The following is a 20955-nucleotide window of genomic DNA, read 5'->3' as shown; positions in this document are numbered from 1 at the left end:
AATTTATTTTTTTGTTGTTTCCCTCCGACAGAGCTGAACACTGACCCGGATTGTGAACAGTTTAAACAAACCACCGCGGAGTTAAGATGCCAGGAGATGACCCATAAATTTCATCAGGGCCATCTTTTTTTGTCTACTGGTTCTGAATTGTAAGAGGTTATGTTGTAAGCGGAGACGCGTGCCCGAACTTCTTCAGGGGTACCCTTAACATAATTTGATGGGGCAAAAGAATGAAAACACTTAAACCCGTTGAAACATAGGAGAATCGCTCGGGGGGAATAGAGACGAGTCTTTCCTCGAATTGCCTGCTTACATCGTTAAAGGACAAGAACTTGTATCGTTAACCGATCTCCCCTCATTTTTCATACTAAAAAAACCGCTGATCTGATTTGTTCAGACCAGCGGTTTAAAATCTCAATTTTTCACATATTCATCAACATACTCTAGGATAATGCTATCTTTGGAAAGCATTTGGTTCTCATCTCTTCTATTTAGCATCAGGCCGACATTAGATTACGTATCCAACGTATACAAGGGCAGGTTTTCTGGTAAAGCCGCCGGGCGTAGGCATGTGCTCTGCATCGGATAGAACGTCTGCTCATCGGAGGAATCATGGAACGCCCACATCGCCTCCAGCACATGGTAGGCCAGTTCACCGCTGGCGCGGTGAGGCCGTCCGCTGCGGACAGCGTAGGCCATATCGGCAACACCGATGCCCCGAGTGTTCTCCTGGTAGCCTGGCAGCAGCGGGACCTCTGTCCACTTCTGCTCACCCAGCAGCCTGTAGCGAACTGGCCCTCCGAACGTGTTCGGGTCAGGCACCTGCAACGTGCCATGAGTACCATATACCTCGATCGGTGGCAGAGTGCTTCCACCAAAGATGTCAAAGCTGGTAATCAGCGTACCGACAGCCCCCTGCTCGAAGCGCAGCAATCCGGCCACATGGGTCGGAATGTCGACCGGGATGGTCTGGCCTCTCTTTTTCTCGCTCGTAATAGTTCGCAAGTCCATCGCCTTGCTCGTCATGCCGGAGATGGTGGCAATCGGACCAAGCAATTGCACCAGAGCCGTCAAATAATAAGGCCCCATATCAAACATCGGACCACCGCCGACAGCATAATAAAATTCAGGATCTGGATGCCAATGTTCATGTCCACGGCTCATCATGAAGGCCGTAGCGGCTACCGGACTGCCAATGATCCCGTCCTCAATCAGCTTCAATGACGTCTGTATGCCGGAACCTAAGAAGGTCTCCGGTGCGCATCCGACAAGCAGTCCCTTGTGGCGGGCCAGCTCCAAGACAGCCTGGCCCTGCTCACGAGTGACCGCAAACGGCTTCTCCACATAGACATGCTTGCCTGTCTTAAGGGCTCTGAGGCATACGTCGGCGTGAACGGCCGGAATGGTCAAATTAATGATAAGTTCGATCTCCGGATCAGCCAGAATCTCATCTACCGAATATACGTTCGGAACGTTATACGCTATCGCCTGCTCCTCTGCCCGACCTCGGTCCAGATCCGCTACTGCGGACAGCTCCAGAATGTCGAAGCGATGGCAATTTTCCATGTAAATTCCGCTGATTTTACCACATCCGATAATGCCCACTTTCATTTTATTCATGCCTGGACTCCCTTCACCTTCAGAAAAAATGGATAATGGCATTCTCTTATTGCATCCGATACCATCCTGTCGCCTGAATGGGGCTTGTGAACAAACACCAATTATTCTGATTGCTCTCGATTTAAGAATTAACAAATCACCATTGTATCAATCTAATGGGGGCCTGCAATACGGTATCAATCAGGACATCATTGCATGAGGATATACGCCCTAAAGATCTTATGCGTCCGTCTTGTCTGTTCTCCTTCTGCACTTTGTCCCTTTCCGACCATGGAGGGTACGGGCTGTCAAAATCTTTGCCAGAGGTGCTACCACACGCTACCGCTGCTGGCTGTCTGCCATGCCTGTATAGGCCTCTGCCAGGGAGCTACCCCGGGCGGCCGCTGCCTGTTTACCTGCCGCAGCCCATAGAAACCCGCTGCGCATCATCTCGGTCACTTGAGGCATATCTATGATATCTGAGTGATGTCCCAGCGAATTGTAGAAGACGCGGCCATTCCCCCAGCGCTTCGTCCATACAACGGGCATATCCACCGCCCCATTGGCTGAATGCGGTCCCGGTACGACCGGGAAGCGTGTGGTTGCCAGCACTTCAACTGCCGGGTCTACGTGGAGGTAGTACTGCTCGCTTTTGACCTGAAAATCCTCAATATGGTCTAAAAGTGGGCTGGAGCCGCGCTTCATATTCACCATGTATTCCACCCCGTCATTGCCGGGATGTGCAACCCATTGCCCGCCTGTCATGAACTGCCAGTCCACGTTGTTCCGGAAGGCATCGCACATGCCGCCATGGCAGCCTGTCAGGCCTACGCCGCTTTGGACCGCTTCCGAAACATTATTGACCAGCTTCTGCTCAATCTGTCCCATGGTCCACAGCGGAACGATCAGGTCCAGGCCAAGCAGTTTCTCCGCATCCTGGTAGGCTTCAAGGGTATTAGACACCTCCACCTCGAACCGCTCTTCCTTCAGAATACGTTCAAAAATGGCCGCCACCTGCTCCGGCTCATGTCCGTCCCATCCACCCCATACAATCAGTGCCTTGCTCATCTGTAATCCACTCACCTTTCAAAATGTGATGTTATCTTACATTTCTTCAATGGATACCCAGCGGCGTTCCTCTATGGATCGTTCCACCGCTTCAAGCACGGCCTGACAAGCGACCCCGTCGAGGAAGTTTGGCACAGGTTGCCGTCCTTCGGAGATGGCATTTAACATCTCAAGCATCTCGTGGGTGAAGGTATGCTCGAATCCGATCGTATGTCCTGCAGGCCACCAGGCTTCGGAGTACTTGTGTGCCGGATCGGTGGCGAGCACGCGACGGAAGCCCTGAACGCCCTCCTCATCCTGCGTGAAATACACTTCCAGTTCGTTCATCCGTTCAAAGTCAAACCGCACACTGCCCAAACTACCGTTGATCTCGAATGAATTTGTGCTCCGGTGTCCGGCCGCAAACCGTGTGGCCTCGAAGCTGCCCAGCGCACCTCCGGCGAAGCGTGCCAGGAACAGCGTGGCGTCATCGACCGTCACTTCTCCCATTGGCGTATTCGCCTCGGCGCTGCCCCTGGAGCTCAATCCGCTCATCTCCAAAGCCAGCGGGCGCTGTTTGATGAACGTCTCGCTCATGCCGATCACTTCATGGAACTCGCCGACCAGGAACCGGGCGAGATCAATCAGATGGGCGCCAAGATCACCATGAGAGCCAGAACCGGCCACTTCCTTTTGCAGCCGCCATACCAGCGGGAAGGACGGGTCCATAATCCAGTCTTGAAGGAAAAAGGCACGGAAATGATAAATTTTGCCCAGGCGACCGCTCTCGACTAGCTGCTTCGCCAGCTGGACAGCCGGAGAGAAGCGGTAGTTGAAGCCGATCATATGTCTGACACCCGCTTCCTCTGCTGCCTGCAGCATGTCACGGGAATCCGCCAACGAGAGAACAAGCGGCTTCTCACAGAACAGATGCTTGCCATGGAGGGCAGCCTCAACGACAATTTCCTTATGGACATCACTCGGGGCGTTGATGTCAATGAGATCAATATCGTTACGTTTCACCAGATCACGCCAATCGGTAACACTCTCGGTCCAGCCGAACTGGCGGGCAGCCGCCTGAACCCCCTGTTCGTTGCGTCCACAGATGACGGACATCTCCGGCTGCAGCGGGGAATCTGGGAAGAACATGGGCAGACTACGGTAAGCGTTGCTGTGGGCCTTGCCCATAAATTTGTAGCCAACCATTCCGATACGAAGACGATTAGACATGTCGTTATCCTCCTTAGGGGTCTGAGTTCCAACGGATTTTTGACGAATGGGGTTATTGACGAATGGATGACGCCCTGATAATCAGCTCCGTGGACAGAAGCTCTCTTATCGAGGCGCACCCGGTCAGTTCCAGAGCTGGAATGAGGTCCAGAGAATCCGATATAAGCTTCAAGGCCGCTAGCTCCCCCATCTCATAAAAAGGAACGCGGACACTGCTTAGCGGCGGAACGGCCATCTCGGCCGCATCCGAATCGTCATAGCCTACAAACGCCGGGAACCGATCAACTTCCAGTCCGCGCTCGCGCAGACCCTGCATCACCCCGAGGGCCATTCGGTCGTTCGCCGCAAATACGGCATCAATATCATTTAACTTGTCTGCGATTGTAGCCGACGCTTCGAGCCCGCTTCGACGACTGTAATTGCCCTCCAGAAGTAGCTCGTGATCATATTCAATACCGGCCTCCTGAAGCGCGGTACGGTACCCTTTCAACCGCTCAGTACTGTTGGAATAGATATCCGGGCCGTTGAGAAAGGCAATCCGCTTGTACCCCTGCTCAATGAGGTGACTTACAGCCGCCCGGCTTCCTTCCACGTGGTCTGCATCCACTTCACAGAACGACTGTCCTTCAAAATGGTGATTCATGACGCAGAACGGACGCCCTTCTTCCTGAAGTCTCTTCAGCTCTTCCACCTCATCGTGGTCATCCCTGGCTCCAAGGATGATACAGGTATCGACCTTTTGCTGGCGGAAAAGACCGCTGTAATCCATCCGTTCCCCCGGTTTTCGGAACAATAGCAGCAGATCGAGCCCGCTGTCCCTGGCCTTGTTTCCGATGCCGCTCAGCATCTCGGAGAAAAAATAGGCTGAGAACAGGTGCGCCTTCGGTACATAAGGCATAACCACACCAAGATGGCCGCTCTTGCTTCGGGCAAAGTTGCGGGCCAGCGCACTGGGAACATATCCAAGCTGATTGGCGGCGTCCAGGACCCTTCTCCGCGTATCTTCCTTGATGGGACCGGCCGCGTTCAATACCCGAGACACCGTCGCTTCAGACACACCTGCGAGTTCTGCTACTTCCTTGCGCGAAACGATATTACCCACCTCCAATTATTTTATGTACGCGCGTACATTTTCTCATGCAGCCATACCTCTGTCAATCCCAAACAGCGTGCCTCCTAGATGGATAAGCTCTTTCCTCTACTGAAAGAACATGTGATACCAGTCCAGACGGAACCAACCGGGCTTCTGAGAGAACATGATTATATATTCGTGTGTTGCCACTCAGTTGACTTTGACACTCAGCACTTCCTGCAACCTCGTTCGAACTCGTTCGCGTGTGTCCCAAGCCCAGCAGTATAGTGTGCTGCCCAAAGGATGCTGTCCCGCGGTTCCTGCTTGCCTGCAGGTTGAGCGGGATATCCCAGTCCCATCAGCTGCCAAGTTACCATAACACCGAGAAAATACAAACGTATGAACAGATTGTAGAATACGATTTTTCCCTTTAATAGCTATAGAAGCGGAGGAATTTAAATGTCCTCCGCTTCTATTTTAGATGATAAATCATGGCACCCGCTTCTTTTTTCGGACTGCCCATTCTCCCCAGATACAAATATCTTGCCATAAATATTTGCTTATACTGCTTTTGATTTTTAAGACTTTTCTTCCTTACTGTTCATTGTATTACGCTCACAAAAGAAAAAGATCGTACATTAGGGTAAGAGGCTAATGTACGATCGGGTAGGTGCTCAAGCAAAGCTATGGTCTTTCACTTTTCTATCCGTTACAAAGACAATGAGCTATCGTTGTTTGTATGCATTTCTTTCTTATGCTTCCGTTTCAGCTTCAGTTGAGCTACAACCATATAAAGAGTCGGAACTACAAACAACGTTAAAATGGTTGAAAAAATCAGTCCGAATATAATGGTCGCTGCCAATGGCTTGAATAGAATTTCTCCCATCGTAGCAATCGGTATCATTCCGACGATCGCAGTTAGCGAGGTGAGCAAGATCGGACGGAAACGGGCAGAGCATGCCATTAAGATGGCTTCTGTTAACTCGGCGCCTTCACGGCGTGCATCTTCAATAAACTCGATCAATACAATACCATTACGCACGACGATACCGGCAAGAGAAATGATACCCATGATACTCATAAAGCCGATTGGCATACCTGTAATAAAGCTACCAAGCACTCCTCCTGCTGCTGCCAGGTACACAGTCGTCATTATAATGAGCGGTGTGGAAACCGAGTAAAACTGCATGGTGATCAAGAGCAGAATGAGAAAAACAACGATAACGGCTAATTTGCCTAAATCCTTAAACAAATCGGACTGCGTAGATGTTTCCCCGTCCATTTCCCAAGTGTACCCCGAATCGAAGTGTGTACTTGTAAGCTTGCTGCGGATGTCCTGGGTGAGCTCCGAAGCCGTACGCCCTTTTGCATTGGCTGTAATCGTTACCGTCCGTTCCAAATCATAGCGGTGGATTTGCTGAATGGAAAAGTCCGGTTTCATCGTGGCTAACTGGGATAACGGGATCTGCTCTCCTCCCGCATTAGTGACACTTAGCTGTTGGAATAACACCTCAGGATCATGGTTAGGTTTATCCATGTACATATTGATATCCAGCAGTTCCTTACCCGTGTCAAAATCCGTGACCTTCACTCCGTCACCCATTAGCAACAAAGTGCGGGTTAAGTTGGAATAGTTAACCTGATATTTATCCAAGGCCTGCTGGTTGACTTGAAAATTCAAATTATAGCTCTGCATCCCCATGTTATCGGTCACATCTACAGCTCCAGAAGTCCCCGCAACGATTTCTTTTATTTTTGTGGTCATCGTTTGCAGCTTACCAAGGTCTTCTCCTTTAATACGGACAGACACTGCACTGCCGACTGGGATACCTAATTGAGGAACACGTATACTTATTAATGCTGCTGGATATTTGGCTTGCAGCGTACTCGTCCAGCTGTCCACTGTTTTTTTGATATCAAAGACTCCTTCTTTACCAACAACAGCAAGTTGTCCGTGTACCGCTCCCACAGAGCCACTACCAGCTGCTATATCACTGTACATTTGAGGTGCTCCACCACCTGCCGTTGCTGCCAGATGTTCTGTTTCTGGCTGCTTTTTAACCCAGTTCTCAATCTCAGTTATAACCTGATTGGTTGCCTGCGACGACGTTCCTTCTGGCATTGTTACGTTGATTGTGGCATCCGGTTGGTCCGATTCAGGAAATAATTGAATGGGCACAATAGCAAGCAGTCCATATGCTGCCGTACCAATCATAAGACCGATAAGCGCAGTGAAAAGTGGTCGACGCAGTATTCTTGGCATCCAGTTTTTAGCGTATACATTAGAGAGGGACTGAATTTGATTGCCAAGGAGCCCTGGAGGCTTGGTCGTTTTGCTACGTTCTTTACCTTTATGTCGGTTATCGTACCATTGACGGAAAATAGGAATGATCGTAAGCGACATAATCATGGAGGCCAGCATCGTTAACGAAATTACAGTAGGAATCGGTTGAATAAAGTCTCCCATATTGCCCGGCAGAAATAAAAGCGGGGCAAATGCTGCAACTGTAGCCAGCGTGGCTGTAATGATCGATAAGGATACTTCTTTCGTTCCTTTAATTGCCGCCTCCGTAGCATCTTCCCCAAATTCAGAGCGTCGGCGTTCAATGTTGTCATTGACCACGACGGCATCATCAACCAGTATCCCCAGTACGATGATTAATCCGATAACTGAAATTTGATTCAGCGTCGTTCCTGTCATTGGCAAGACAATAAAACCGATGGCAATAGAAACAGGGATAGCCAACGCCACGAATGCAGAAGTCAACAAGTTTAAACCTAATGTACAAATCACAATAACCGATGCAATAGCAATCATCATCTCTTTGGACAGATTACCAAAGATTTCACTTACACGGTCATTTTGAGCGAAAAGTAGTTCAAAATGTACATCTTTAGGTAAACTACTCGCAAGTTCGTTGATTTTGGCTGTTGCCGCTTTGGATACCGTTGGTACGTCTGTGCCTGTATCTCCACTCACACTGATCGAAATAGCAGGCTTGGTATTCACATACGTATAACTCTCCGTTTTTTTAAAAACAAGCGAGGCTGTACCGATATCCTTCAAGGATATAGGGAACCCTTCTTCGTTGCTTGAAATCTGAACGTTATTTAAAACACTGGGATCAGTTGAAGCATCTACCGTCAACTGATACATACGCTGATTGAAATCCAGACTTCCTGTAGGTACTCTATCGTTTTCATTTTTAATGGCTTGAACGACCTGTTCCCAGGAGATGTCGTATTGCTGCATTTTTTGAGTGTTCAGGCTTATTCGTACTTCTTGTTCTGGAATTCCTTGAATATTAACTTTTGAAATACCTGGGACCGTTTTTAATTGATCTTTCCATTTATTCATCAACTCATTTAACGAGTATAGATTTTCAACTTTATCAGAAGTGATTGCGTATGACCCGATGAAGGAGCCTGCCATACTATCATTGATAATGGGCTGCATCGCATCGTCCGGAAGCTCAGACTGTGCATCCTGTACTTTGGTACGAAGATCAGCCCACACTTTTGTCGGATCTGCCTCATCCAAAGCTTCTATACTTATACTGGATTGGCCTTTAGAGGAAGTGGAAGAAATGGTTTTGACACCCTGCACTTCTTTGATTTTCTGTTCCAATATCTTCGTAATGGTTTGTTCGATTCTTTCAGGTGAGGCCCCTGGATACACAGTTGTAACACTGGCTGACATAGGAATAACGTCAGGCATCTCCTGTTTAGGTAACGATGCAAAGTTGTAAATCCCTAGCAAAATGCACATGCCAAAGAAAATAAGTGTGATTTTCTGTTTTTTAACGATATATTTAATCATTCGGACGACTCCTCCGATTTCCCAAGTACATCATTCCCAATTAAATCACCACTAAATAGGGTTCCTGCACCTTGCGTAACGATTTGATCGCCTGCCTGTAGCCCAGAGACAACTTCGAGCTGATTATTAGTCACTTTTCCCAGTTTAATCGCTGTTTTAATGGCCTTGCCATTTACAGCTTTAAAGACATAAGGGTCATCTCCGGTGCTAATTACAGCCTCTACTGGCACTAACAATGCTTTGGATTGATTTATGCTTTTGGATGCACTAATGACTTGACCAGGCTTCCAATTCAGTTCAGGATTGGGAATGCTAACTTCCACATTGATGCTTCCCGTTTTGGAGTTAGTCGATGGATAGATCTGAGTAACGGTCCCTGTTCTAATTTCATTATAAAGTGATATATTTACTTTTTGATTTTTCTTCCACGATAAGATTTCGCTGTCCGGTACGGGAAGAAGTACTTTTAAAGTGCTGATATTTCCGATAATAAACGCTTCACTTCCGCTGGAGCCCAACTGCCCATCAGATATCTTTTTCTCAATCACAACACCAGCTATAGGGGATGTTAATGTGGTTTTCTTAAGCGCCAAAGCCGATTGCTCATAAGCGACCAATGCATCCTTGTAGGAAGCCTGAGCCTGAGCTTTACTGGCTAGCCCTTGTTGCTGAGTAGCCCTAGCCGATTCCAACCCTGCCCTGGCCTGATCTACACCATCCGAAGCTTGTGCACGCTGTTCCTGGGAAGCCCCTGCAAGCAAAAGGGACAATTGCTCTTGCGCATCACTCAAACTTTTTTGTGCGTTGGTTAATTCAAGCTGCGCATTTTCATTTTCCGTTAATGATACTGCCCCTGCCTGAAATAGGCTTTGCGTCCTGGCGGCATCTGCCTTTTTCTTGTTATAGGTATTGGTAGCCGCCGTAACTGCATTTTGCGCCTGTACAATTTCCTGTTTTTTGGCACCATTGTTTAATTCCCGTAATTTGGATTGGGCTGAATTAATCTGGGATTGTGCAGTATGAATACTCGCCTGTGCCGATTGAACAGAAGCGTCTGCTTGACTAATACCGGCTTTCGCCTGATCCATAGCTGCCTTGGCCCTCGCAAGCTGCAGTTGATAAGTGGATGTGTCCAATTTCGCGAGGACTGCCCCTTTATGTACCCGATCCCCTACTTCAACCGTTGTATTTAAAATACGTCCATCCGCTTCAAAGGAAACCGCAGTTTGATTGCTTGCCTGCAATGTTCCCGCCAAATTAAATTCATTAGCCAAAGGCTGCATCTTTACTTTTTGAATTTGTACCGGCTGACCAGATTTTGCAGTAGTATTCTCCGAAGCGCTCGAGCAACCGGAAACCACCATGGCGAGGGTTATTCCCGTGACTAGCATTTTGATTCGTGTTCTATTCAACAATTTCATCCTCCTTGACTTACTTCTAAGCGGTTACCAGCAATCTACGAGATTAACTGGATTCTTTCTCTTTTCATGGTACAACAGTTAACAAAAAAAAAAATCGTACATAAGGGCAAGCACCTCATGTACGTTTGGGCAAATCCGAAATGAATATATGTTTTTATTTACCAATTTTAAAGATGCAGAATGCCTCGTTCCAAAGACACGGCTACCGCTTCGGATCGGGAATCCACACCGAGCTTGTTGTAAATGTTCGTTAAATGTGCTTTCACCGTCCGCTCCGAAATCCCCATGTCGAGCGCAATATCCTTGCTTCTAAACCCCTGCGCAACAAATTGTAATATGTTCTTTTCTTTCTCGGTCAGGATTGAAGTATCTTCATGCAGCTCACTCTTGACCTCTTTCTCACTTGTTTTAGCAAAAACTCTTGCTGTAATTTCCGGCTGAAGAAGTGTCTCTCCTCTTAAAGCGGATTCAATAGTCCGAAACAAATTTTCACGGCTAGTATCTTTTAATAAATAGCCTTTGGCCCCCAAGGAGAGCCCCTGAATCATTAAATCATCTTCGTTATAGGTAGTCAGGATAATAACTGGTGTGTCATTTTGCTTCTCTTTTAAAGCTTTCATCGTTTCCAATCCACTCATTTGGGGCATGTATAAATCCATTAGGATGACATCCGGTTGAAGTTCCTCAATCAGGGTTATAGCTGTTACCCCTTCTCCCGCTTCACCCACAACTTCGTAGCTGTCATTTGTCTCTAGAACGAGTTTAAGCCCTTCTCTAACCACCCAATGATCATCTACGATTAATATTTTAAGTTTCATGATACATCTCCTTTGGTAAGGGGTACCTCTATTTTAATAGATGTCCCTTCTTGAACTGTGCTGTTGATCTGGATTGTTCCGCCCAGCAGACGCGCACGCTCATGAATACCTATGAGTCCGTAATGTCCTGATCGTCTGGCAATGAGATCTGGATTAAATCCTTTTCCATCATCACGGACCACTATAGTAATTTTATCTGAATTATCCAAAATATTAATCCATACGTTCTTGGCATAAGAATGCTTGCCTACGTTCGTTAGACATTCACTTATGATGTGTAACCCATGCTCAATCAACAGCCTGGATACCGAGGATTTCATTTTGATGTTCAGTGCTGTTCGAATTCCGGTAGCCATCGTAAAACGCTGCGCTTCTTCCCGGACTGCATCGGAAAAGTCGACTTCCGAGGCCGATTTTGAACGCAGGTTATCTATAGCCCTTCGTGAGTCAGCCAGCGCCTTGCGTGCCTGTGACATGGACTGTTGAACGATTTCATGGGCTCTCTGCGAGCTGCCTTTTATCATATGGGCATCTACGGCTTCCAGCTGCATAATAAGGCCCGCAAGACCTTGAGCTAGTGTATCATGCAAATCCCGGGCCATGCGCTGTCGCTCGTTGGCTAATGTAAGCTCTTCCACCTTTTGATGTGCAAGCTCCAACTCAGTAAGAAAGTTTTGGGTACGAATCCGCGCATTGACTTGCCTGAAGAAAAGATTAGCGTATGCAGCTACGATAATAGCTATAAGAATGAGCAGCGTAATAAACAGCACTGAGTTTTTGCTATCGTGACTCCATATAATGTAAGAACAAAAAAGAAGATAAAAACTAAAAAAACAGCAACACAACTTTTTTCGCATGATAATAAACACCTATGCTTTGACCGATTAAAACCGGGATTAAACCAGTTAGCACAATCGGAAAGCTTTCAGGCAGGAGAAAGGCGCTCGAAAAGATGATTCCTCCTTGAATAATAAAATAAAACCATGAGCAGTAGTGTAGAACTTTACGAACATGCCAGTACAAAAGCACATGCAGAATCATGGCCAAAGAGAATAATATACTTTGAAGCGGTAGTGGTGTAGATATATTTTGAAAAATAATCCCCTCGCTATAGATTAAAATGATCCATAGAATAATGGGAACTCTAGATATATTAAGTCTATCACTTTCTCCATCGTTTATCTTTAAGTCTGCACCTTGGTCTTGTTTATTGGAATCGTTGCTCATAGCACACCTCTCTATACCTTAGTCTAACTCCTCTAATACCTGGAAGATGAAAAGCCATACATAAAACTATGCTCACAAAAAAACATTATATTTATATTTTACCACTTTGTAACTTAGCAAAAATAAGAAAGTCTACTGCTAATCTATTTTATAAAATTATGGAGTTGAAAAAAACGTACACATGGGCGATAACCTGTGTACGTTTGGGCAAAATAGATGTTCGTATGCTAAATATTCAATATCAATTATAAATTTCCCCATTTTTCTCTGTAAAAAAGCAAGTACACCTTACTTATTATTACTTTAATGGTCATATAATAAGGGATGGCCAGCAATATTCCTGTAATTCCTGCTAAATCCCCACCAATCAGCACAAGAATAATCACTGTCAAAGGGTGAACGTCAAGTTGCTTACCGAATACATAGGGAGAGATGATATTGTCTTGTATTTGCTGGGCCAATAAAATAACGATAAGTGACCATATCGCAACCGAGGGTGACTGAATGAAGCCAATAATAACAATAGGAATCGATGATAGAATAGCACCTACAAAAGGAATGAAATTCATAATCACCGCAACGACGGTTAATAATAAGGCATATGGCAGTCCAATCAAAAGAAATCCGAAGTACATTAACACACCAAGTGCCAAGTTAATAAGTACTCTTCCCACGATAAAGCTGCTAAGTGCGCTATCAATATCATCCAAGACCTCGTTTGCAGCGATTAGAAAGCGCTTAGGAACAAAACTAACCAATTTACGGCCAAATTTCCCCCCTTCCTTTAACATATAAAAAAGGATTAAAGGGAACGTAAACAATGTGATTGTAACATTGGAAACAAGACCAAACAAATCGGTTACATAATCCGTAATTAATAAGAAACCTTTATTCAAGTATTCAGTAAGGTGTGTTAGCGGATTAACGTCTCCTGGAAAAATGGCAGAAAGTGCCCCATTCTGTTCTAATTCATGAACTTTATTACCTAATGCACTAAATAAACTGGGTGCATTATCCACGAGGTTGATCATTTGATTACGTATGGAAGGCCAAATACCAACAATAAAGACAGTTAAAATGGCTGCAATGGCGATATAAATGAGTATGATTGCAAGAGAACGGTTTAACTTATGTCTTTCCAGTAAATCTACCAATGGACGCAGAAGATAATAGAAAAAAACAGACATCATTAATGGCAATAAGACAACGCTGATTAAGGAAGTAATCGGTATAAATAAAAAATCGACTAGTGTACACAAATATATAATGATGAGAATAAAAATGATACCCATACACCATTTAAAAAATTTGTTTATTTGTGGAGAGTGATTAGGCATTAAAAATAATCCCTCCTACCTTCATATTTTTAATGAACAATTTTAACTTCTTCAACTGACCACACCCTTTATCATAATAAAAAGAAAATTTGCATTATTAGCACCCTGCTAATTTACTTTGATTTCTCCTATTCATTTTAAGTCGAATACTGAAATAAAAAATCGTACATAAGGGCAATAACCTCATGTACGATAGGGCAAATAGTTTTTAAAATTTTGCAGAGTAATTGCCCCTTCTCCTCAATCAAATCGTATATGACGGGACGCTCCATGGGCTGAGCATTGGGCGATGAATGGTCATCTTCAAATGACCGTCAAAATCGCGAAAAATCATACCATGGCCCTGTGACCTTTCCACTTGTTGATCTTGCTACTCCCATGGTATACCCCTTATTCCCCCTAGCTATCTTAAACATATAGATTAGCTATACAGATTCAACCTTCCCTAGCGATTTTTTGGCTGGTCCCTCAATTACTTTACCTTCATAAGAATATCGGGACCCATGACATGGACAATCCCATGTTCTCTCAGCCTCATTCCAATCAACTTCGCAACCCATATGTGTACAGGTTGTGTCAACCAGATGCATTGTTCCTTGTGTGTCCCTGTAAGCTCCAGTCCTTTTGCCGTTCACCCGGACGACTGCTCCTTCATCATATTGGAGTTGATCGATTTCTTTATGGGTCATTTCCAATTTTCCTGCAATTAAGTGTTTGGCCACATCCACATTTTGAATCACGAATGTCTTGATGTCGGGATCCGCATGAAACCTAGACGGGGAGAAGAGCTCCTGGTATCGGCTTCCTTCTCCTGTTATTAGATTCGCATTTAATAACGCCGCCACAATGCTTGTACTCATTCCCCATTTCCTATAACCTGTAGCAACGAGGATATTGGAGTTGCCGGACAGTTCCTGCCCGATATAGGGGAGCTTATCCAGCGTAGACAAGTCTTGTGCCGACCAGCGATAAGCGACTTCTCTTAATCCAAATGTTTCAGCTGCAAACTTTTCTAAAGCTTCATAGTACTGAAAAGTACAAATTCCTTGACCTGTTTTGTGGCTTTCTCCGCCAACGATGACCATCGGTTTTCCGTTTACTATTACCGATCTCAATGAACGTTTTGGATTTTCAGCACTTAGGTACATACCTCCGGGATAGCTTTTGTCAGTCTTGACCGCCAGTACATAAGAACGCTCGGCATGCAGTCGGGCAAAATAAAGCCCGCTTGGATCATTAAACGGAAAATGGGACGAGGAGACAACATGACTACAGGTAATTTTAATCCCCTCTCTTGTTTTAATGATGGCAGGGTTTCCTTTTTCAACGCCCACAACGGTGGTTTGCTCATAAATCTCCCCACCCTGACGGAGTACTTCACCTGCCAAATACTTTAAGAAAGGAACCGGATTAAACTGAGCCTGTTTTTTCATAATGATAGCTGCTTTAGTTGAAAAAGGTAGAGGCGTCTTTTCAACGTAACTTCCTGAGATGCCTAATTCTTCGTAAGCTTTATATTCCGAAGCTATTTTCTCCACGTAGGTATCAGAACATGTATAAACGTAGGCATCTTCTTCACTAAATTGACAGTCAATATTGTGCTCATCCACTATTTGTTTGATAAATTGAAGGGCTTCGTGGTTTGCTTCATAATAAAGTCTGGTCTTTTCCTTACCGAAATGGGAAAGAAATTCGCTGTAAATCAAATCATGCTGAGCGGTGATTTTCGCAGTAGTGTGTCCAGTCGTCCCATTAAGGATCTGGCCTGCATCGACTACTGCCACCTTGAGTCCCTTTTTGGTCAGTAAATAAGCGGTGGTAATACCGGTAATACCTGCACCTACTATGACTACATCTACTTGAGTATCCTGACTAAGCTTCGGAAAGCTGGGAATGTCAGTAGAATTTAACCAATACGAATACGGAAATTGTGGAAATTTTGATTGAGATGAGTTTTGTATCACTTTTACATTCGCCCCCTTTTATTACCATCTATAGTCATATTATTGTCTTATTAGATAATTAAATACATTAAACCATACTCAACCATGGCATGTGTTAATGATTCGTTCCCCTACTTTTTGAAAACGCGTTGTCATATCCATCATTCCGCTAAGTCAATTCCAGCTGATTATTCCATACGTAGTCTATCAGGTCATACACCATGAGAGCGTTTTTTTATTAACTAACGGGCAGCAAAGTGATTCTCCATAGAGGCAGGTTAGTTTAATGAGCAAATGCAAGTTTTACTTAATTTCTATGGATTCCAAGTAATTTTTACTCTTTAATGATAAGCACCGTTGCTAAAGGTATCTCCTTTAAATACTATATCTTATCTAACAAAGGAAGGTGGTAAGATTATGAGTATTAGTCCACGGTGTAGACGGTTTGCCGAAATTTTTGGCGGTGAAGCACAAGTAGTAAATGGGGTATGTGTAGCAACTAAGTTGCGTACAAATATTAAGGTGAATATATTGGACAGACGCTCTAAGGGCTTATTTACACTCCCCTTTGGCATTTCCTTCGAGAGTGTGGGTGAAGACGGTAGGGCATTATGTCTTGGAGAGTCAGTTATACTTACACAGGAAATAAACCCATTTATCTCTAGACTCCGTAAGGCAGGTATTAAAATAACGGCTGTTCATAACCATTGGTTATTTACAAATCCAAACATATGGTATATCCATTGGGAGGCCATCCAACGTCCGCTAGTTTTTGCTAGGAATGTGCGGAACGCCTCCAGAGTTTTGACGAACAAACCGGTCGGTCCATTTGTTTGTAAACCTGCTAGAAAAAAATAAGAGGATAACGGTATATTAACTATTGGATGCTGGATGGGAATCGGCATGACCCCTCTTTTTTATTGCGATATGCTGTGCTCTTTTTTTACATTGCCCCTCATGACTGACGTGCTTCGATTAATTCTATAAAACACAAAATAACAAAGCTGTAAAGCTGTGAACCAGCTTTTACGGCTTATTTTATAATGCTATTAATTGATATGTACGCATTCAAAGTGTAAGGATAAAATCCCAAAATACGCTTATCAGCTTCATATAAAATCCATAATTCGTTCAATTTCATAAAAAACCCTCCCTGTTTTAATTCTAATCTCACTAGAATCGGGCAGGTTTAATCGAAACGGTCCCTCTTATAAACAAAGAAATGCTCAATGAATGCCGTATGGCGCCACTGAGCATTAAACTATCGTATCCCGTTAGTTGAACGAGCACCCAATGCAACTCCTGATTTTACCATGTACAATTCCATAGACTGCATTTTATAGATTGTTAAATGTAGGGCGTTCTTTGTTATGGATATCGCCAATTCAGAGGTAGGCGGGACAACATGTTCTGTAGGAATAAAGAGTCCCAAGGGAGATGTTCTGTGATACCTGCCGACCACATCATATGCTTTGGCTGTATCTTGTAATACTCGAATAATGGTTTCCTTACTTGAACCTTGGGGAAACCTCTTCATGTATTCCTCATACGTTCCGGGATAAGCAACCAAGAGGGAACGGAATTCTCTCATATCCAATACATCCAGGTCAAAATGAATTATTATTTTTGAAGGTTTGCGTTCCTCCAACCATTGGAGCACCTTAGAGCTATCTTGTTTAATTTCATCCGGACCTAGACGATCTAATTTCATATGACGCAAGGGTTCGGAGTTTAGAGGTTCCAACATATCATTCAATCCTACAAACAGCACTTGTTCAGGATTAAAAAGACGAGGGACCTCTGCAACAAATTCCCGATCGCCTACCCCCAGTAAATTGGCAAGGACATGAGCGTGATGGTGTGCAAAATCTTCGGGGATGGAGACATCAGGGTGTGCATCAATCCATAACAAAGCTGTATCTCCATTATATTTTTCATTCAAATACGCAAAAGGAGCAAGTTCTACGCTGCAATCTCCTCCCAGGACGACAATACACTCAGGATTGTGTTTATGAATGAGTCCTTTGGCAGAACGAGCCTGTTGCAGCACGGTGGTTCGGGCTACTATTCCATCCTCTTTTTCCAAGTTGGAATTTAGATCTACCGGCACTTCTTCAAAAGGGCCAGTCCATCTGACTTGGGGGCAAGCCAGTTTAACAGCTGAGCCCCCAGCACGTATGGAGGATTGTTGCCTCCTTGCCACTGCGGAAAAAGCAAACGCAGTGTTTCTTTATTGTCAATTCCGACCTTAAATAAGGCTCCCTTCCATAGAATGAGTGAATGTTTACTTTATAAAATCAGCCATCAATTCATAAATGATTTCTTTACAGCTTTTTACTTCAGTAATTAGATCTATCGCTGTGTTCACCGAAATGATCCCCTCATCAAGTTTTCCTAGCAGCATTCCAGACTCTTCGTTATTATGATAAAGTCGATATTTTCAAACCAGAATATGTTAATCCCGATAATCGGTATCGTTATTATGGTGTGAAGCAAATTTGTGACCTAGACATTATTAAGTACTTAAAGCACCTTGGTACGCCTCTTGAAGAGATTCGCCGCATAATAAAACTGCCGCCTGAGTCCATGTGTGATTTCTTGGATAAACAGAAACTCATTATAGATGAACAAATCCAAAAACTAAATGATACTAAAAAGCTACTAGCTCACCACAAAAACCAACTTCAAGAGCAAACACGTCTACACGATCAGGAATTTGGTGTCGTCTATACCCGCAAACTAGATGAACGATCCGTCTTAAAAGTGATTGCAAAAACATAGTGACTCCACTTGATCAACATAATTTAAATTTCAGAGGACTCGCTATAGCACTTGAAAAAGAAGGGACTGTTATGGCTCCTCTATGTAAAGCTGCATGTATCCTTTGAAAAATTATGAATCCATTGAAAAGTTCCATTACAGTAGCCTTTATACTTCTATTTCTAAAACGGATTTAACTTCCTTACCATTAGGTGTTTATGTCGATTCGATTCCAGAAGGTACGTATATGTGCATCGCCTTTAAGTGGTCTAAAACCGGATATTACGATCATTTTTGCAAACCCAAAAAGGTTACTTTGATGATTGAATCGAGAAAAATGAATTAAATGAAGTTTTAAATCATTTAGGTGGCTTTACTGCTGCATGACCACCATTCGCCGTTTGCTGGGATCTTCAAAAGTGATGATCTAACCCGTCAGATGACGAAGAAATTAGGCCTGTTACATTGAGACTAATCTCCCTCTATTAGTGCTCTCCTTTAGCTGCGTTATTCTGTTAAACGAAAAGCAGGTTGTCAATCGACAGTCTGCTTTTTGTTCGTTTCCTGAAAATGCCCCCCACCTACAACAGCAACATGTTTTTTATTGCTCCAAGCCCTGCAGTACAGCCGACAGCAAACCCGGAAAGCGTGAATTCAAATCGTCGTATCGTATAGAAATGAATCGCTGGGTTCCCTCTAATCTCGTATGAATGACTCCTGATTCCCGAAGAACCTTGAAATGATGGGACAAGGTTGACTTTGGGGATCGAATATCTAACGAGCTGCAAGATTGCTCCCCGTTTTCGTCCAAAATTTTAATGATGTTAAGTCGGATCTGGTCACTAAGAGCATATAAAACTGTGGATAGGTTTATTTCATTGACATTGGGATGGTACATGGTTCTCAAGATCGTTCACCTGCCCTAACAAAGAACTATAGTTGCATTGTAGCACAAGTGATGCTATATTTCTAATGTTCGAAAATAATCGAACTAACGAATATAGGGAGGTATCCGCTTTGAACAAAAATATCATCTTGCTTTTCTTTATCATGTTTTTCATCGGAACTGATACGTTCATTGTATCGCCACTTTTACCGATGCTCCGCGATACTTTCGGCATTTCTGTCGAACAGTCGGGTTGGATCGTTTCGGCTTATGCTTTGGGTTATGCCGTGTTTGCCTTGATTGCGGGACCTCTGTCAGATGGATGGAATCGAAAAAAAGTGCTGCTATTTGGCTTGCTTGGTTTCGGTGTGTTCACATTGCTATGCGGCTTTGCCGCTGATTTTTGGGCCATGTTTGCTTTTCGCTTTCTGGCTGGTATTAGCGCCGCTTTTGCCTCGCCTCAAGTCTGGGCTACCATCCCCCAGCTGGTTCAACCGCATAAAATTTTAAAAGCCATGGGAGTTGTCACCGCAGGATTGGCCGTTTCCCAGATGCTGGGCGTGCCCATCGGTAGCTATCTCGCTACCTCCGGGTGGCAAACACCATTTATCATGATTGGCTGCGGCACCTTCCTGCTCGTTATATTGGCTGCCGTTCTATTGCCCTCCTTGCCAGCTGTTTTACAACAGCATAAGGCTCCCTCGATTGGGAACAGATATCGTTCATTACTGCACGGGTCAACACCTAAGGTCGCTTTTCTTGCCTACTTCCTGTTTCAACTCGGAAATTTTGCTGCCTTCTCTTTTATTGGCACCTGGCTTTCCGATAAATTCAGCCTCAATATTGCGAGTATTGGTACGGTGATTCTGTTCCTTGGTTTGGGAAATACGTTTAGCAGCTTATTTGGTAGCAGCCTAGTTAACAAAGTAGGTCCTAGACACTCTTTGATATATGGCGTAATCTTCATCGGTCTGCTTTATTTACTGCTCCCATATTTGCCCAGCGTAACCTATGTCGAAATTACATATTTTCTGATCTTCCTCATCCTTGGAATGATTTTTCCGCTTATGATGAGTTTGCTACAAACCCTGTCTGCCACAGCACGTGGAACCATCTCATCACTTGCCAACTCCTCGATGTATTTAGGAACGACCGTTGGCTCTTTCACAGCGGGGATTCTGTATGCGCACACGGGTGGTTTTATTTCCGTCAGTCTGTTTACTGTGCTTTGTTTCAGTATGTCACTGATCCTATTGCTGCGAAGCGGGGTTTTACCAAGCTCCTCCCGTTCACCCGCTTCCTAATTAAAAAACTGTTTTAATTCTAAGTCCCTTTTCAAGGCTCTTCCAGACTCGCAATTTCGTCCGCATCCAGCTTCACCGACAGCGCAGCAACCGCGTCTTCCAGATGATGAAGCTTGGTTGCACCGATGATCGGAGCGGTTACCGGCTCTTTCTGCAGCAGCCACGCAATCGAGACCTGAGCGCGGGGAATGCCGCGTTTGGCAGCAACTTCAGCCACTCTCTCCACGATGCTGGTGAGCAAAGGTGCCCCTTACTTCCGCACTCAATTCCTTGAATTTATGATCGATGAACTTCGGGAAGAGATCGACATGAATGAAGCAAGAAATCGGGGACTAAACGAAGAAGTGGTTGTCCGTTATGCAGCGTCCGCCGTGGTGGGGATTATGGAGTGGTGGTTTTTGAACGATAAACCTCTCCCTCCTATCGAAATGGCCGAGCAAATTGGCATGCTGTTGGACCGGAAATTGTGAATCTAGAGCGAAAAAAGTAGC

Annotated in this window: 15 protein-coding genes and 2 pseudogenes; 4 read left to right on the top strand and 13 right to left on the bottom strand. The window is 44.6% G+C overall.

Translation table 11 applies throughout. The features are described from left to right. Positions 1 to 513 precede the first annotated feature (513 nt). From AC6EJC_RS08890 to AC6EJC_RS08845, 10 genes and pseudogenes are all read right to left on the bottom strand, one after another. Complete coding sequence (locus AC6EJC_RS08890) at positions 514 to 1620, bottom strand: Gfo/Idh/MocA family protein (protein WP_444953644.1); 1107 nt, start codon at positions 1618 to 1620, stop codon at positions 514 to 516. Between the two features lie 318 nt (positions 1621 to 1938). Beyond that, on the bottom strand, positions 1939 to 2667 hold the full coding sequence (locus AC6EJC_RS08885) for a ThuA domain-containing protein (protein WP_444953643.1): 729 nt from the start codon (positions 2665 to 2667) through the stop codon (positions 1939 to 1941). A gap of 36 nt (positions 2668 to 2703) precedes the next feature. Continuing rightward, complete coding sequence (locus tag AC6EJC_RS08880; RefSeq protein ID WP_444953642.1) at positions 2704 to 3876, bottom strand: Gfo/Idh/MocA family protein; 1173 nt, start codon at positions 3874 to 3876, stop codon at positions 2704 to 2706. Between the two features lie 52 nt (positions 3877 to 3928). Further along, positions 3929 to 4984, bottom strand: a complete 1056-nt coding sequence (locus tag AC6EJC_RS08875; protein ID WP_444953641.1) for a LacI family DNA-binding transcriptional regulator — start codon at positions 4982 to 4984, stop codon at positions 3929 to 3931. Positions 4985 to 5657: 673 nt separating this feature from the next. Beyond that, positions 5658 to 8768 (bottom strand): efflux RND transporter permease subunit, encoded by a 3111-nt coding sequence (locus AC6EJC_RS08870; RefSeq protein WP_444953640.1) that lies wholly within the window; start codon positions 8766 to 8768, stop codon positions 5658 to 5660. Continuing rightward, positions 8765 to 10189 (bottom strand): efflux RND transporter periplasmic adaptor subunit, encoded by a 1425-nt coding sequence (locus AC6EJC_RS08865; RefSeq protein WP_444953639.1) that lies wholly within the window; start codon positions 10187 to 10189, stop codon positions 8765 to 8767. The genes AC6EJC_RS08870 and AC6EJC_RS08865 overlap by 4 nt, the downstream gene beginning before the upstream one ends. Before the next feature lie 167 nt (positions 10190 to 10356). Continuing rightward, on the bottom strand, positions 10357 to 11007 hold the full coding sequence (locus AC6EJC_RS08860; protein WP_444953638.1) for a response regulator: 651 nt from the start codon (positions 11005 to 11007) through the stop codon (positions 10357 to 10359). Next, a pseudogene (locus AC6EJC_RS08855) lies at positions 11004 to 12234 on the bottom strand (sensor histidine kinase). The gene AC6EJC_RS08860 and the pseudogene AC6EJC_RS08855 overlap by 4 nt, the downstream one beginning before the upstream one ends. Positions 12235 to 12479: 245 nt before the next feature. Next, on the bottom strand, positions 12480 to 13571 hold the full coding sequence (locus AC6EJC_RS08850; RefSeq protein WP_444953637.1) for an AI-2E family transporter: 1092 nt from the start codon (positions 13569 to 13571) through the stop codon (positions 12480 to 12482). A gap of 425 nt (positions 13572 to 13996) precedes the next feature. After that, positions 13997 to 15535 carry an FAD-dependent oxidoreductase gene (locus AC6EJC_RS08845; RefSeq protein WP_444953636.1) on the bottom strand — a complete coding sequence of 513 codons (1539 nt, stop codon included), beginning with the start codon at positions 15533 to 15535 and terminating at the stop codon, positions 13997 to 13999. 396 nt (positions 15536 to 15931) lie between these two features. On the opposite strand from AC6EJC_RS08845, the gene AC6EJC_RS08840 reads away from it, so the two are divergent. Continuing rightward, the gene (locus AC6EJC_RS08840) at positions 15932 to 16372 is read left to right on the top strand and encodes a DUF1259 domain-containing protein (RefSeq protein WP_444953635.1); all 441 of its coding nucleotides are present in this window, start codon (positions 15932 to 15934) and stop codon (positions 16370 to 16372) included. A 403-nt stretch (positions 16373 to 16775) separates the two neighbouring features. Here the strand turns inward: AC6EJC_RS08840 and AC6EJC_RS08835 are convergent, their stop codons facing one another. Further along, positions 16776 to 17600, bottom strand: coding sequence for an arginase family protein (locus AC6EJC_RS08835; protein WP_444953634.1), 825 nt, complete (start codon positions 17598 to 17600; stop codon positions 16776 to 16778). Between the two features lie 350 nt (positions 17601 to 17950). On the opposite strand from AC6EJC_RS08835, the gene AC6EJC_RS08830 reads away from it, so the two are divergent. Next, a complete protein-coding gene (locus tag AC6EJC_RS08830; RefSeq protein WP_444953675.1) occupies positions 17951 to 18295 on the top strand; it encodes a MerR family transcriptional regulator in 345 nt (114 codons plus the stop codon). 580 nt (positions 18296 to 18875) lie between these two features. On the opposite strand, the gene AC6EJC_RS08825 is transcribed toward AC6EJC_RS08830, so the two are convergent. Further along, complete coding sequence (locus AC6EJC_RS08825; RefSeq protein WP_444953633.1) at positions 18876 to 19181, bottom strand: ArsR/SmtB family transcription factor; 306 nt, start codon at positions 19179 to 19181, stop codon at positions 18876 to 18878. A 110-nt stretch (positions 19182 to 19291) separates the two neighbouring features. On the opposite strand from AC6EJC_RS08825, the gene AC6EJC_RS08820 reads away from it, so the two are divergent. Beyond that, entirely contained in the window at positions 19292 to 20464 is a 1173-nt protein-coding gene (locus AC6EJC_RS08820; protein ID WP_444953632.1) for an MFS transporter, read from the top strand. A gap of 31 nt (positions 20465 to 20495) precedes the next feature. On the opposite strand, the pseudogene AC6EJC_RS08815 reads toward AC6EJC_RS08820, so the two are convergent. Next, positions 20496 to 20693, bottom strand: a pseudogene (locus AC6EJC_RS08815) (aldo/keto reductase); the annotation flags it as partial. Between AC6EJC_RS08815 and AC6EJC_RS08810 the strand changes: the two are divergent. Further along, positions 20653 to 20934 (top strand): TetR-like C-terminal domain-containing protein, encoded by a 282-nt coding sequence (locus AC6EJC_RS08810; RefSeq protein WP_444953631.1) that lies wholly within the window; start codon positions 20653 to 20655, stop codon positions 20932 to 20934. The pseudogene AC6EJC_RS08815 and the gene AC6EJC_RS08810 sit on opposite strands and share 41 nt — an antisense overlap. Positions 20935 to 20955 lie beyond the last annotated feature (21 nt).

It is taken from the genome of Paenibacillus sp. TY11, from assembly GCF_059772165.1.
This window is presented reverse-complemented; position numbering and strand designations above follow the sequence as displayed.

Excerpts from the sequence above, each read along its gene's own strand:
- AC6EJC_RS08890 (WP_444953644.1), bottom strand. The coding sequence starts at position 1,620 with ATGAATAAAATGAAAGTGGGCATTATCGGATGTGGTAAAATCAGCGGA.
- AC6EJC_RS08885 (WP_444953643.1), bottom strand. The coding sequence starts at position 2,667 with ATGAGCAAGGCACTGATTGTATGGGGTGGATGGGACGGACATGAGCCG.
- AC6EJC_RS08880 (WP_444953642.1), bottom strand. The coding sequence starts at position 3,876 with ATGTCTAATCGTCTTCGTATCGGAATGGTTGGCTACAAATTTATGGGC.
- AC6EJC_RS08870 (WP_444953640.1), bottom strand. The coding sequence starts at position 8,768 with ATGATTAAATATATCGTTAAAAAACAGAAAATCACACTTATTTTCTTT.
- AC6EJC_RS08865 (WP_444953639.1), bottom strand. The coding sequence starts at position 10,189 with ATGAAATTGTTGAATAGAACACGAATCAAAATGCTAGTCACGGGAATA.
- AC6EJC_RS08860 (WP_444953638.1), bottom strand. The coding sequence starts at position 11,007 with ATGAAACTTAAAATATTAATCGTAGATGATCATTGGGTGGTTAGAGAA.
- AC6EJC_RS08850 (WP_444953637.1), bottom strand. The coding sequence starts at position 13,571 with ATGCCTAATCACTCTCCACAAATAAACAAATTTTTTAAATGGTGTATG.
- AC6EJC_RS08840 (WP_444953635.1), top strand. The coding sequence starts at position 15,932 with ATGAGTATTAGTCCACGGTGTAGACGGTTTGCCGAAATTTTTGGCGGT.
- AC6EJC_RS08810 (WP_444953631.1), top strand. The coding sequence starts at position 20,653 with ATGCCGCGTTTGGCAGCAACTTCAGCCACTCTCTCCACGATGCTGGTG.